Here is a 12,877-nt window from a genome sequence, read left to right on the forward strand (position 1 = left end):
ATGGCTGGGTTACGCTGCGGGCTCCCCATGACCTGCGGCGCGTCCCCGGCGCGACCGCTCTTTTTTTCGCTGATTGCTTCGCTACATGCGCGACCAGGCCCTGTTCGACAAGATTGATCTGCACCTGATACGGGTGCTGCACACGGTGCTGACCGAGCGCAGCGTCTCGCGTGCCGCATTGCGCCTGGGCATGCACCAGCCGGCGGTGTCCGCCGCGCTCAAGCGCCTGCGCGACCTGGCCGGCGATTCGCTGCTGGTGCGTTCGGGCGCGCACATGCAGCCCACCGAGGCCGGGCTGCGCATGGTGCAGCCGGCGGCCGACATCCTGCGCGCGGCCGAAGGCCTGTTCAGCGATGCGCGCCATTTCGATCCCCGCACCTCCACGCGCACCTTCCGCATCGCCGCCAGCGACTACCTGGACCCGCTGTTCCTGCCGCGCCTGGTGGCCCACGTCAAGACCGAGGCGCCCGGCTGCCCCGTGGACATCCTGGCCCTCAACGGCGACGCGCACTACGAGGTGCAACTTGCCCAGGGCGATGTGGACGTGGTGATCGGCAACTGGCCCGAGCCGCCGCAGGGCCTGCACATGGCCAGCCTGTTCGAGGACGAGGTGGTCTGCCTGGTCAGCCCCCAGCATCCGGCCGTGCGACGCGGCTGGGACGTGGCCCAGTGGCTGGAGGCCGAGCACATCGCGCCCACGCCCACCTACCCGGGCGCGCGCGGCGTGATCGACGACCAGCTCTCCCGCATGGGCCTGCAGCGCCAGGTGGCGGCGCGCTGCGCGCATTTCAGCCTGATTCCCGACATCGTGGCCACCAGCCTGCTGGTGCTGACCACGGGGCGGCTGTTCTGCGAGCGCTTCAGCCAGCGCCTGCCCCTGGTGATCCTGCCCTGCCCCGTCGAGTTTGCGCCGCTGGTGTACTACCAGCTGTGGCATGCCCGCACGCACATGGGCGCTTCCACGCGCTGGCTGCGCGACGCCGTGCGGCAGGTGGCGCTGATGTCCCGTGCCCGCTAGGCGACGGCGATAGGAACCGCCTTTTGGGTGAACAAAGTGATGGCCGATATGAGGGCCGCCGAGGCGGTTTCAAGGACTTGTGTTCCAGTTTGTTGCAGAAATTGAAAGACAATCCCAGCCATGAATCCCCCCGATACAGTCCCCCTGCCAGCAGCAGCGCCGCCGCGGCTTCAGCTGACAGGCATCACCAAGCGCTATCCGGCGGTGGTGGCCAACAACGGCATCTCGCTGACCGTGGGCGCCGGCGAAGTGCATGCCATCCTGGGCGAGAACGGCGCCGGCAAGTCCACGCTGATGAAGATCATCTACGGCGCCGTCAAGCCCGACGAGGGCCGCATCGAGGTCGATGGCAAGCCGGTCCACATCCGCAACCCGCAGGAGGCGCGCCAGCTGGGCATCGCCATGGTGTTCCAGCATTTCAGCCTGTTCGACACGCTGTCCGTGGCCGAGAACGTCTGGCTGGGCCTGGACAAGAGCCTGCCGCTGGCCGAGGTGGTGCAGCGCATCGAGTCCACGGCGCATGACTACGGGCTGGAGGTCGATCCCCACCGCCCCGTGCACACGCTGAGCGTGGGCGAGATGCAGCGCGTGGAAATCATCCGCGCCCTGCTCACGCACCCGCGCGTGCTCATTCTTGACGAGCCCACCTCGGTGCTCACGCCGCAGGCGGTGGAAAAGCTCTTCGTGGTGCTGCGCCGCCTGGCGTCCGAGGGCTGCTCCATCCTCTACATCAGCCACAAGCTGCACGAGATCCGCTCGCTGTGCACGGCCTGTACCGTGCTGCGCGGCGGGCAGGTGACTGGCGTGTGCAATCCGGCCGTGGAGAGCAATGCCTCGCTGTCGCGGCTGATGATCGGCTCGGAGCCGCCCGAGCTCACGCACCGCGAATCCCAGGTCGGCGCCAGCGTGCTGCGCGTGCAGGGCCTGGCGCTGCCGCGCTCGGAGCCCTTCGGCGTGGACCTGCATGGCATACAGCTCGATGTGCGCGCGGGCGAAGTCGTGGGCATCGCCGGTGTCTCGGGCAATGGCCAGAAGGAATTGCTGTATGCGCTGTCCGGCGAGGACACGCGCGCGGCGCCCGAAATGGTGCAGATTGCCGGCCGGGAGGCGGGGCGCCTGGGCCCCGGCCGGCGCCGTGCGCTGGGCCTGCACTTCGTGCCGGAGGAGCGTCTTGGCCGCGGCGCCGTGCCCAGCATGGGCCTGGCGCACAACCTGCTGCTGACGCGCAAGACCGCGCTGGGCAAAGGCGGCTGGATCCGCATGGGCCAGCTGCAGGAGCAGGCGCGCGCCATCATTGCGCGCTTCAACGTCAAGGCCGGTGGCCCCAACGCGGCGGCGCAGTCGCTGTCGGGCGGCAACCTGCAGAAATTCATCGTGGGCCGCGAGATCGATGCCAGGCCCGCGCTGCTCATCATCTCCCAGCCCACCTGGGGGGTGGACGTGGGGGCGGCCGCGCAGATCCGCGGCGCCATCCTGCAATTGCGCGACGAGGGCTGCGCCGTGCTGGTGCTCAGCGAGGAGTTGGACGAATTGTTCGAGATATGTGACCGCCTGCATGTGGTGGCCAAGGGCCGGCTGTCGCCCTCCGTGGCGCGGGCCGATGCCACCGTGCAGCAGATCGGCGAGTGGATGAGCGGCCTGTGGGACGGTGCTGCCGCCCCGAACGCCGCCCCGAGTGCCACCAAGGGAGGCGCCCATGTTCAAGCTTGAGCAACGCCCCCAGGCCTCGAAGCTGTGGACCTACGGTTCGCCCGTGCTGGCGCTGGCCATCACCGTGCTGATCGGCGTGTGCCTGTTCGTGATGCTGGGCAAGGACCCGGTGCGCGGCCTGCAGGCCTTCTTCTGGGACCCCGTCAAGTCCACCTATGCGCTGGGCGAGCTGGCCGTCAAGGCCACGCCGCTGCTGCTGATCGCGCTGGGGCTGGCCGTGTGCTTTCGCTCCAATGTGTGGAACATCGGTGCCGAAGGCCAGTTCGTGATCGGCGCCGTGGCCGCAGGCGGCGTGGCGCTGCTGGCGGACAAGACCACGGGGCCCTGGATCGTGCCTGCCATCCTGGTGGCCGGCATGCTGGGCGGCATGGTCTGGGCAGGCATCGTGGCCCTGCTGCGCGACCGCTTCAATGCCAATGAAATCCTGGTCAGCCTGATGCTGGTCTACGTGGCCACCCTGGTGCTGGGCTTTCTGGTCTACGGGCCGTGGAAGGACCCCATGGGCTACAACTTCCCGCAGACCAAGACCTTCGAGCGCGTCACGCAGATCCCCAAGCTGATGCAGGGCATGCGCACCAATATCGGCCTGCTGCTGGCGCTGGCCGCGGCAGCCATGCTGTGGATCTTCCTGTTCCGCACCCGCGCCGGCTTTGCACTGCAGGTCGGTGGGCTGGCTCCGGCCGCCGCACGCTACGCGGGCTTTTCCTCGCGCCGCGCGCTGTGGACGGCGCTGCTGATCTCGGGCGCCGCCGCCGGCCTGGCCGGTGCGCTGGAAGTGGCCGGCCCGCTGGGCCAGCTCACGCCCTATGTCCCGGCCGGCTACGGCTTCGCCGCCATCATCGTGGCCTTCGTCGGTCGCCTGCATCCCGTGGGCATGATCTTTTCCGCGATTCTCATGAGCATGTTCTATATCGGGGGCGAACTCGCCCAGTCGCGCCTGGGCCTGCCCAAGGCGCTGACCGGCGTGTTCCAGGGCCTGCTGCTGTTCACGCTGCTGGCCTGCGACACGCTGGTGGCCTACCGCGTGCGCTGGGTGTCCCGCACGCCCGTGGTCCCGCCCGCAGCGGCGCCTGCCGTCAAGGAGGCCCGCTGATGGAATCCTATGCACTGCTGCTGGGCTCCACGCTCAGCGCCGGCACCGTGCTGGCGCTGGCCGCGCTGGGCCTGCTGATCAATGAAAAGGCCGGCATCGTCAACCTGGGTGCCGAGGGCATGATGCTGTGCGCCGCCATCGCGGGCTTTGCCGCCGTGGTCCACACGGGCAGCACCACCGTGGGCTTTCTGGCCGGCATGGGTGCGGGCGCGCTGCTGGCCGCCATCTTCGGCGTGCTGGTGATCTGGCTGAACACCAACCAGTACGCGACGGGGCTGGCCCTGTCGCTGTTCGGCACGGGCTTCTCGGCCTTCCTGGGCCTGGGCTATGTGCAGGCACGCCTGCCCGAGCTGCCCAAGTTCGCCGTGCCCTGGCTGTCCGACCTGCCCGTGGTGGGCACGGCGCTGTTTCGCCTGCATCCGCTGGTCTATGGCGCGGTGGCCATTGCGGCGGCCCTGGTCTGGTTCCTCTACCGCACCCGGGCCGGCCTGGTGCTGCGCGCCGTGGGCGAGTCGCCCCAGTCGGCCCACGCGCTGGGCTATCCGGTGCGCCGCATCCGCCTGGCGGCCGTGGTCTTCGGCGGCGCCATGTGCGGGCTGGCCGGCGCCTACATCTCCACCGTCTACACGCCGCTGTGGGTGGAAGGCATGGTGTCGGGCCGGGGCTGGATCGCGCTGGCGCTGACCACCTTCGCCACCTGGCGCCCTGCGCGCGTGCTGCTGGGCGCCTACCTGTTCGGCGGCGTGACCATGCTGCAGTTCCACCTGCAGGCCACGGGCGTGCAGGTGGCCAGCCAACTGCTGTCCATGCTGCCGTACCTGGCGACCATCGTCGTGCTGGTGCTGATCTCGCGCAATCCGACCTGGATCCGCGCCAACATGCCGGCCTCGCTGGGCAAGCCCTTCTACCCGGGCTCCTGACGCTTTCATTTTTCTCTCTCCCTCCAGAACCACAAAAGGACAAACGCATGCCCGCTTTGCGCGAACGCACCCTGAAACCTGGCCTCAAAAGCACGCTTGTGAAGATGATCGGCCTGTCGGCCATCTCGGTGGCGGCCCTGACCGCCTGCGGCAAGAAGGAAGAGGCCGCAGCGCCTGCTCCCGCTGCCGCGCCTGCCGCCCAGGCGCCGGCCGAGAAGCTCAAGATCGGCTTCATGTACGTCAGCCCCATCGGCGACGGCGGCTGGACCTTCCAGCACGAGCTGGGCCGCAAGGCCATCCAGGAGAAGTTCGGCGACAAGGTGGAAACCTCCTTTGTCGAAAGCGTGCCCGAGAGCGCCGATGCCGAGCGCGTGATGCGCGACATGGCCGGCCAGGGCAACAAGCTGATCTTCGCGACCAGCTTCGGCTACCAGGAGTTCGTGCAGAAGGTGGCGGCCGACCTCAAGGACGTGAAGTTCGAGCACGCCACCGGCTACAAGAATGCCGACAACGTGGCCACCTACGACACCAAGACCTTCGAGGGCGCCTACCTGGCCGGCATCGTGGCCGGCGGCATGACCAAGACCAAGACCATCGGCGTCGTGGCCTCGGTGCCTATCCCTGAAGTGGTGCGCAACATCAACAGCTTCGTGCTGGGTGCGCAAAGCGTCGATCCCTCGATCAAGGCCAAGGTGGTCTGGGTGAACGAATGGTTCGCCCCGCCCAAGGAGTCCGAGGCCGCCACCTCGCTGATCAACGGCGGCGTGGACGTGCTCTACCAGAACACCAACTCCCCGGCCGTGCTCAAGACGGCCGAGGAACGCGGTGCGCGCGCCTTCGGCAAGGACGGCGACATGAGCGCCTTCGCGCCCAAGGCCCACCTGGGCTCGGCCGTGATCGACTGGACGCCTTACTACAGCAAGGTCACCCAGGACACGCTGGACGGCAAGTGGCAGGGCGGCTCGTTCTGGTGGGGCGTGAAGGAAGGCGCCATCGACCTCGTGAAGATCGCCGACGACGTGCCCCAGGACATCAAGGACAAGGTCGCCAAGGCACGCGACGGCTTGAAGGACGGCAGCTTCGCCGTCTGGACCGGCCCCATCAAGGACAACGCGGGCAAGGAAGTGCTGACGGCAGGCCAGGTCGGCGACCTGGGCTTCATGACCAGCATCAACTTCTTCGTCAACGGCGTCGAAGGCAAGGTGCCGGGCGCCAAGTGATCCGGCGGCAGTCCATGCAACAAGGGCCCTTCGGGGCCCTTTTTTCTGCCGCGATCCGCCAGACGGGTCCGCCCTATGCACCACGATTGTGCAAAGCCCCCAAAATGTGGTTTTCCCGCATGCCTGGTGGCTCTGGCGCAGCCGGCTGGCGCCATTCTTGCTTTATTCTCGGGACCCATCGCGGCGGGTCTGCGCCCCTGCGGACACCGCCTTCTTCCTGCCTGCCGCAGGACCACTTGAGGAAACTTCGATGACTGATCTTCACAAACGCTCCCTGATCAAGGTGGCAGCGCTGTCGGCCGTGGCCGCCGCCGCGCTGGCCGGCTGTGGCAAGAAGGAGGAGGCCGCGCCTGCGCCCGCTCCCGTTGCCGAGGCCCCTGCTGCCGCTGCAACCGAGCCTTTGAAGATCGCCTTCGCCTACGTGGGCCCCGTCGGTGACGGCGGCTACACCTTTGCCCACGACCAGGGCCGCCTGGCGCTGGAGAAGGAATTCGGCGACAAGATCAAGACCTCCTACGTCGAGAGCGTGCCCGAGGGCGCCGACGCCGAGCGCGTGCTGCGCGACATGGCCGCCAACGGCAACAAGCTGGTCTTCGGCACCACCTTCGGCTACATGGAGCCCATCCAGAAGATCGCTCCCGACTTCCCCGATGTGAAGTTCGAGCACGCCACCGGCTACAAGACCGCCGCCAACGTCAGCACCTACGACAGCCGCACCTACGAAGGCGCTTATCTGGCCGGCATCATCGCGGGCTCCATGACCAAGTCCAACGTGCTGGGCGTGGTCGGCTCCGTGCCGATTCCCGAAGTGCTGCGCAACATCAACAGCTTCACGCTGGGCGCGCAGTCCATGAACCCCAAGATCAAGACCAAGGTGGTCTGGGTCAACGAGTGGTTCGCCCCCCCGAAGGAAACCGAGGCTGCGACTTCGCTGATCAACGGCGGCGCCGACATCCTGTTCCAGAACACCGACTCCGCCGCCGTGCTCAAGACGGCCGAGGAAAAGGGCAAGCGCGCCTTCGGCTGGGACTCCGACATGACGGCCTACGGCCCCAAGGCCCACCTGGGCTCGGCCATCATCAACTGGACTCCCTACTACACCAAGACCGTGCGCGAGATGCTGGACGGCAAGTGGAGCAGCCAGCAGACCTGGTGGGGCGTGAAGGAAGGCGCGATCGACATCGTCTCGCTGGCCGATGACGTGCCCGCCGAGGCCAAGGCCCGGATCGAAGAGGTCAAGAAGGGTCTGAAGGACGGCACCTTCCACATCTGGAAGGGCCCGATCACAGGCCAGGACGGCAAGGAACTGCTGGCCGCCGACGCCGTGGCCGAAGACAAGTTCCTCACGGGCATCAACTTCTACGTCAAGGGCGTGGAAGGCAAGGTGCCGGGCCAGGACAGCAAGTAAGACAGACGCCATGCCACCCGGCGCAGGCCGGGTTGCCTGTTGCCGCCAGGGCCGCCTTCGGGCGGCCTTGGCGTTCATGCGCAGCACAGGTGTACCTGTACCGTACCTGTGCTGCGCATCGAGCGGGTTTATGCTCGCTCCCAGCCGCGGCCTGCCCGCCGCCGCGGCACAGACAGACAGCAAGAGATTCCCCCATGATCGAAAACTCCCTCTGGCATCCCGTGGCCCAGGCCCACGAAGTTGTCGATGCGCCGCTGGGCGTGCAACTGCTGGACCAGCCCCTGGTGCTGTGGCGCGATCCGCAAGGCCAGGTCCGCGTCTTCGTGGACCGCTGCCCGCACCGTGGCGCACGCCTGTCCATGGGCCGTGTCGAGAACGGCCACCTTGAATGCCCCTACCACGGCTGGCAGTTCGCCGACAGCGGCCAGTGCGTCAAGGTGCCGGCCCTGCCCAGCTTCACGCCCCCGCCCTCGCAGTGCGTGAAGGCCTTCGAGGCACAGGAAGCCTACGGCCTGGTCTGGGTGCGGCTGGCCACGGGCGAGGAGCTCTCGGCTGTTCCGGCCCTGGCGGCCCTGGCGGCACTGCCAGCCTTTGAAGCCGAGGCGGACGCGCACCTGCGCAAGCTCAACTGCGGCCCCTACGATGTGGCCGCCAGCGCGCCGCGCATCATCGAGAACTTCCTGGACATGTCGCACTTCGGCTTTGTCCACGAAGGCTGGCTGGGCAGCCGCGACGCCACGGCCATCGAAGCCTATGCCGTGGAGACCACGGCCACGGGCGTGCTGGCCACGGGCTGCAAGGCCGTGCAGCCGCAGTCCAACCTGCACTCCACCAGCGCGGCCGAGGTCGAGTACACCTACGAAGTCACGGCGCCCTATGCCGCCGTGCTGACCAAGCTGCCCGAATCCGGCACCACCCGGGCCGGATGGCGCGAGTCCATCGCCCTGTTCATCTGCCCCGTCACGCCCGAGACCAGCCGCGTCTGGTTCCGGCTGGCCGTGGCAGACTTCGATTCGCCCGATGCCCAGCTGCAGGAATTCCAGCACACCATCTTCTGCCAGGACCAGCCCGTGCTGGAGTCGCAGCAGCCCAAGTGCCTGCCGCTGGACCCGCGCGCCGAAATGCACTCTGCGGCCGACCGCATGTCGTCCGCCTACCGCCGCTACCTCCGGGCCAGCGGCATCACCTTCGGAGTCTGCTGATGCACACCGTACCCGCCGTGGATGCCGCGCATCTGCCCCAATTGCTCCAGGCCATGCCCAAGGCCGAGCTGCACATGCACATCGAAGGCTCGCTGGAGCCCGAACTGATCTTCGCGCTGGCCCAGCGCAACGGCGTGAAGCTGCCCTATGCCAGCGTGGAAGACCTGCGCCGCGCCTATGCCTTCACCGACCTGCAAAGCTTTCTGGACATCTACTACGCCGGCGCCAGCGTGCTGCTGTACGAGCAGGATTTCTACGACATGGGCCGCGCCTACCTGGCGCGTGCCGCGCAGGACAACGTGGTCCATGCCGAGATCTTCTTCGACCCCCAGACCCACACCCAGCGCGGCGTGGGCATGGAGACCGTGATCAACGGCCTGTACCGCGCCTGCCGCGATGCGGAGATAGAGCAGGGCATCTCGTCGGCGCTGATCCTGAGCTTTCTGCGCCACCTCAGCGAGGAGGACGCCTTCGCCACGCTGGAGGCTGCGCTGCCGCTGCGCGACCGCTTCATCGGCGTGGGCCTGGACAGCAGCGAGGTCGGCAACCCGCCCGAGAAGTTCGCCCGCGTGTTCGCGCGCTGCCGCGAGCTGGGCCTGCACCTGGTCGCGCATGCGGGCGAGGAGGGACCTCCCGCCTATATCTGGGGCGCGCTGGACGTGCTGCATTCCGAGCGCATAGACCACGGCGTGCAGGCCGCGCGCGACGAGGCCCTGATGCAGCGCCTTGTGCGCGACGGCGTGCCGCTGACCGTGTGCCCGCTGTCCAACCTCAAGCTGTGCGTGGTGCCCGACCTGGCGCAGCACAACCTGCCGCAGCTGCTTGAGGCGGGTCTCAAGGTCACGGTCAATTCCGATGATCCGGCCTACTTCGGCGGCTACGTGAACGAGAACTACCTGCAGCTGTTCGCCGCCACGGGCATGAACTCGCAGCAGGCCTGGCAGCTGGCGGTCAACAGCTTTGACGCCAGCTTCGTCACGCCCCAGCAGCGCGCCCACTGGATGCGCCAGCTGGAGGCCGTGTTCGCCAAGTACGCAGCCCTGGCCTGAGTCCGCTCAGGCCAGCGCCTTCCTGAGGCGCTCGGCATGGTCCTGCAGCGCCTGCATGCCGGGCTCCTTGCGCGGCCAGCCCAGGCCCACGCCGTCGCCCTCGTGGCGCGGCAGCACATGCAGGTGGAAGTGGAAGACGGTCTGCCCGCCCGCTGCGCCGTTGGCCTGGAACAGGCTGATGCCATCGGGGTCGAACGCTGACTGCACGGCCCGCGCCACGCGCTGGGCCGTGCGCATCACGGCGCCGGCCTCGTCGGGCGTGAGGTCCAGCAGGGTCACGGCATGGCGCTTGCTGGCCACCAGCACATGGCCGGGATTGACCTGGCCGATGTCCATGAAGGCGATGGTCTGCTCGTCCTCGAACACCTTGGCGGACGGGATCTCGCCCGCCACGAGGCGGCAGAAGATGCACTGGCCCGGGGGCGAGGTATCGACGAACATCGGCATGGTCTTGTACTCCTTGGTGGTTGCTTGGGGGTGGAATTTGCCGACGATCTTAGAGCGTGTTAAGCACTTTTAAGTACCCGCGCGGGTTCTGCGCGCTAGTGGACGGTATCTGCCGCCCCTTATGGAGGCCATAAGCGCAGGCCCAGGCAGCCCCCGGGGCCGCTGCCTATAATCGCGCCCCGCACCGGCCGCTGCCCACGGCAGGTGCGTTTTCATTTCCGGGCCATGTAGAGGAACACCATGTACAAAAACCTCGCAGCCGCAGTCGCGGCCGCAAGTCTTGTATCCACGGCCTTGTCCCAAGGCCATCCCGCCCCTTCATCCCCCGCAGGTTCCACGCCCCTCAAGGCGGCCTTCGTCTATCTGACGCCCGTGCTCGACGCCGGCTGGACGCGCCAGCACGACGAGGGCCGGCGCGCATTGCAGGCGGCCCTGGGCCCGCGCGTGCAGACCCGCGCCGTGGACAGCGTGCCCGAGGGCCCCGACGCCGAGCGCGTGCTGCGCGACCTGGCCGCCAGCGGCAACCAGCTGATCTTCACCACCAGCTTCGGCTACACCGAGTCCGTGATGCGCGTGGCGCGCGACTTCCCGCAGGTGAAGTTCGAGTCGGTCACGGGCTTCAAGCGCGCCGACAACGTGGCCACCTCGAATGCGCGCTACTACGAGGGCCGCTATCTGTCGGGCATTGCCGCAGGCCGTGCCAGCAAGACGGGCGTGGCCGGCTTCGTGGTCGGCTTTCCGATTCCCGAGGTGCTGCAAGGCATCAACGCCTTCACGCTGGGCATGCGCTCGGTCAATCCCAAGGCCACGGTCAAGGTGGTCTGGCTGGATACCTGGTTCGACCCGCCGCGCGAGCGCGATGCGGCCATGGCACTGTTCAACGGCGGCGTGGACGTGGTGTCCTTCCAGGTCGCATCCACCGCCGTGATGCAGGCCGCCCAGGAGCGCGGCCGCATGGCGATTGCCTACCACTCCGACATGCGCAAGGACGGGCCCGACGCCCAGTTGCTGGCCGTCACCCACCAGTGGGGCGACTACTACACGGCGCGCGCCAAAGCGGTGCTGGACGGCAGCTGGAAGAGCCAGGACACCTGGGGCGGCGTGCGCGAGGGCATGATCCGCGTGGAAGGCTTCGGCCCCAGGCTGCCGCCCGCCGTGCGCGAGGAAGTGCTGCAGCGCCAAAAGGACATGGCCCAGGGCCGCCTGCAGCCCTTCAAGGCCGGCGACCAGCCGGTGCGCGACAACCAGGGCCAGGTGCGCATTCCAGCCGGCAAGCAGCTGGACGATGCGCAGATCCTGCAGATGAACTGGCTGGTGGAAGGCGTGCAGGCCACCCTGCCCAAGTGAGGTGGGACCCCTGGCTGCCGCCCTGGCGTAAACCCTAGGGTGGCGCCTGCCGATGGCGCCTATAGCGCTGCGGATATGGCATCTGCCTGTCCGCCCGCTAAGCTTGGCGGCATGCAAATCTACCGTTCCTCATTGCTGCGTTTTGCCGACGATGGCCAGGCGCTCTACGACGAAGACGGCCTGCTGGCCGTCGCCCCGGATGACAGGGGGCAGCAGCGCGTCGTCGCCGCCGGCAGCTGGCAGGCGCTGCAGGCGCAGCTCACCGGCCAGCCGGGCGCCGAAGTCACCCATCTGCCGGGCCGCATCCTGGCACCGGGCTTCATCGACCTGCACATCCACTATCCGCAGACCGATGTGATCGGCGCGCCCGCCGCCGGCCTGCTGCCCTGGCTGGAGAAATACACCTTTCCGCACGAGTCGGCCTTTTGCGAACGCGCCCATGCCGACAGCGTGGCCGAGTTCTTCCTGGACGAGCTGCAGCGCAACGGCGTGACCACGGCGCTGGCCTTTGCCACCTCGCACCCGGGGTCGGTCGATGCGCTCATGGGCGCGTCGCAGGCGCGCGGCATGCGCATGATCACGGGCAAGGTCCTGCAGGACCGCCACAGCCCCGACGGCGTGCGCGACCAGACCGAGCAAAGCCTGATCGACACCGAAACCCTGATCCAGCGCTGGCATGGCGTGGACCGCCTGGGCTACGCGATCACGCCGCGCTTTGCCCCCACCAGCACGCACGAGCAGCTGCGCGGCGCGGGCGAGCTGGCCGCACGCTACGCCGATGTCTGGATCCAGTCGCACGTGGCCGAGAACCTGGACGAAGTGCGCTGGGTGGCCGAGCTCTTTCCGAAGGCCCGCAGCTACCTGTCGGTCTACGACGACTTCGGCCTGATGCGCGAGCGCGCCGTCTACGCGCACTGCATCCACCTGGACGATGAAGACCGCGCCCTGATGCGTGAACGCAGCACCGCCGCCGCCGTGAGCCCCACCAGCAACCTGTTCCTGGGCAGCGGCTTCTTCGACTTTGCGCGGGCCGACGCCGCGCAGTTCCTCTACGGCCTGGCCAGCGACGTGGGCGGCGGCATGAGCTTCAGCCCTTTCCGCACCATGCAGGCCGCCTACGTGGCGGGCCGCGAGGGCCAGACCAAGCAGGGCCTGAGCCTGTCGCCCGGCAATCTGTGGTGGCAGCACACGGCGGGCGCGGCGCGCGCATTGGGGCTGGCCGGCCAGGTGGGTAATCTGCAGCCGGGCTGCGAGGCCGACTTCGTGGTCATCAACCCGGCCTGCACGCCGCTGCTCGAGCGCAAGACCCGCCAGGCCGAGAGCCTGGACGAGCTGCTGTTCGCCATGATCATCCTGGGCGATGACCGCCTGATAGAGCGCACCGTCGTTTCTCAAGCAAAATAGCGCCTTTGCACCAGTGCCCGGCCGGGTGCTGGCGCCTGACAAGGACAGCTAGGGAACGA

The 12,877-nt window shown here is 68.0% G+C and carries 11 protein-coding genes; 10 read left to right on the forward strand and 1 reads right to left on the reverse strand.

The features are described 5' to 3' along the window. Positions 1-85 precede the first annotated feature (85 nt). From PO605_RS00995 to PO605_RS01030, 8 genes are all read left to right on the forward strand, one after another. The gene (locus PO605_RS00995; protein WP_272205790.1) at positions 86-1,018 is read left to right on the forward strand and encodes a LysR family transcriptional regulator; all 933 of its coding nucleotides are present in this window, start codon (positions 86-88) and stop codon (positions 1,016-1,018) included. Between the two features lie 120 nt (positions 1,019-1,138). Further along, on the forward strand, positions 1,139-2,728 hold the full coding sequence (locus PO605_RS01000) for an ABC transporter ATP-binding protein (protein WP_017404025.1): 1,590 nt from the start codon (positions 1,139-1,141) through the stop codon (positions 2,726-2,728). Continuing rightward, positions 2,715-3,821: an ABC transporter permease gene (locus PO605_RS01005; RefSeq protein ID WP_016449765.1), complete on the forward strand. Its 1,107-nt coding sequence runs from the start codon at positions 2,715-2,717 to the stop codon at positions 3,819-3,821. Before PO605_RS01000 ends, PO605_RS01005 begins: the two co-directional genes overlap by 14 nt. Continuing rightward, complete coding sequence (locus PO605_RS01010; protein WP_016449764.1) at positions 3,821-4,741, forward strand: ABC transporter permease; 921 nt, start codon at positions 3,821-3,823, stop codon at positions 4,739-4,741. The genes PO605_RS01005 and PO605_RS01010 overlap by 1 nt, the downstream gene beginning before the upstream one ends. Positions 4,742-4,788: 47 nt before the next feature. Beyond that, positions 4,789-5,961, forward strand: coding sequence for a BMP family ABC transporter substrate-binding protein (locus PO605_RS01015; protein ID WP_016449763.1), 1,173 nt, complete (start codon positions 4,789-4,791; stop codon positions 5,959-5,961). Between the two features lie 250 nt (positions 5,962-6,211). Further along, the gene (locus PO605_RS01020) at positions 6,212-7,369 is read left to right on the forward strand and encodes a BMP family ABC transporter substrate-binding protein (RefSeq protein ID WP_016449762.1); all 1,158 of its coding nucleotides are present in this window, start codon (positions 6,212-6,214) and stop codon (positions 7,367-7,369) included. A 194-nt stretch (positions 7,370-7,563) separates the two neighbouring features. Then, the gene (locus PO605_RS01025) at positions 7,564-8,571 is read left to right on the forward strand and encodes an aromatic ring-hydroxylating dioxygenase subunit alpha (RefSeq protein ID WP_016449761.1); all 1,008 of its coding nucleotides are present in this window, start codon (positions 7,564-7,566) and stop codon (positions 8,569-8,571) included. After that, on the forward strand, positions 8,571-9,620 hold the full coding sequence (locus tag PO605_RS01030) for an adenosine deaminase (RefSeq protein ID WP_043790736.1): 1,050 nt from the start codon (positions 8,571-8,573) through the stop codon (positions 9,618-9,620). The genes PO605_RS01025 and PO605_RS01030 overlap by 1 nt, the downstream gene beginning before the upstream one ends. Before the next feature lie 6 nt (positions 9,621-9,626). On the opposite strand, the gene PO605_RS01035 is transcribed toward PO605_RS01030, so the two are convergent. After that, positions 9,627-10,067: an HIT family protein gene (locus tag PO605_RS01035; protein ID WP_043790738.1), complete on the reverse strand. Its 441-nt coding sequence runs from the start codon at positions 10,065-10,067 to the stop codon at positions 9,627-9,629. Positions 10,068-10,307: 240 nt separating this feature from the next. Here PO605_RS01035 and PO605_RS01040 point away from each other — a divergent pair, with 240 nt between their 5' ends. After that, positions 10,308-11,414 (forward strand): BMP family ABC transporter substrate-binding protein, encoded by a 1,107-nt coding sequence (locus PO605_RS01040; protein ID WP_046241130.1) that lies wholly within the window; start codon positions 10,308-10,310, stop codon positions 11,412-11,414. 111 nt (positions 11,415-11,525) lie between these two features. Beyond that, positions 11,526-12,818 (forward strand): guanine deaminase, encoded by a 1,293-nt coding sequence (guaD, locus tag PO605_RS01045; protein ID WP_047470779.1) that lies wholly within the window; start codon positions 11,526-11,528, stop codon positions 12,816-12,818. Positions 12,819-12,877 lie beyond the last annotated feature (59 nt).

Origin of the sequence: Delftia sp. DT-2 (assembly GCF_028401915.1) — a bacterium.
Lineage (GTDB): Bacteria > Pseudomonadota > Gammaproteobacteria > Burkholderiales > Burkholderiaceae_C > Comamonas > Comamonas tsuruhatensis.

Excerpts from the sequence above, each read along its gene's own strand:
- PO605_RS01025 (WP_016449761.1), top strand. The coding sequence starts at position 7,564 with ATGATCGAAAACTCCCTCTGGCATCCCGTGGCCCAGGCCCACGAAGTT.
- PO605_RS01010 (WP_016449764.1), top strand. The coding sequence starts at position 3,821 with ATGGAATCCTATGCACTGCTGCTGGGCTCCACGCTCAGCGCCGGCACC.
- PO605_RS01020 (WP_016449762.1), top strand. The coding sequence starts at position 6,212 with ATGACTGATCTTCACAAACGCTCCCTGATCAAGGTGGCAGCGCTGTCG.
- PO605_RS01040 (WP_046241130.1), top strand. The coding sequence starts at position 10,308 with ATGTACAAAAACCTCGCAGCCGCAGTCGCGGCCGCAAGTCTTGTATCC.
- PO605_RS01015 (WP_016449763.1), top strand. The coding sequence starts at position 4,789 with ATGCCCGCTTTGCGCGAACGCACCCTGAAACCTGGCCTCAAAAGCACG.
- PO605_RS00995 (WP_272205790.1), top strand. The coding sequence starts at position 86 with ATGCGCGACCAGGCCCTGTTCGACAAGATTGATCTGCACCTGATACGG.
- PO605_RS01005 (WP_016449765.1), top strand. The coding sequence starts at position 2,715 with ATGTTCAAGCTTGAGCAACGCCCCCAGGCCTCGAAGCTGTGGACCTAC.
- PO605_RS01000 (WP_017404025.1), top strand. The coding sequence starts at position 1,139 with ATGAATCCCCCCGATACAGTCCCCCTGCCAGCAGCAGCGCCGCCGCGG.
- guaD (WP_047470779.1), top strand. The coding sequence starts at position 11,526 with ATGCAAATCTACCGTTCCTCATTGCTGCGTTTTGCCGACGATGGCCAG.
- PO605_RS01035 (WP_043790738.1), bottom strand. The coding sequence starts at position 10,067 with ATGCCGATGTTCGTCGATACCTCGCCCCCGGGCCAGTGCATCTTCTGC.
- PO605_RS01030 (WP_043790736.1), top strand. The coding sequence starts at position 8,571 with ATGCACACCGTACCCGCCGTGGATGCCGCGCATCTGCCCCAATTGCTC.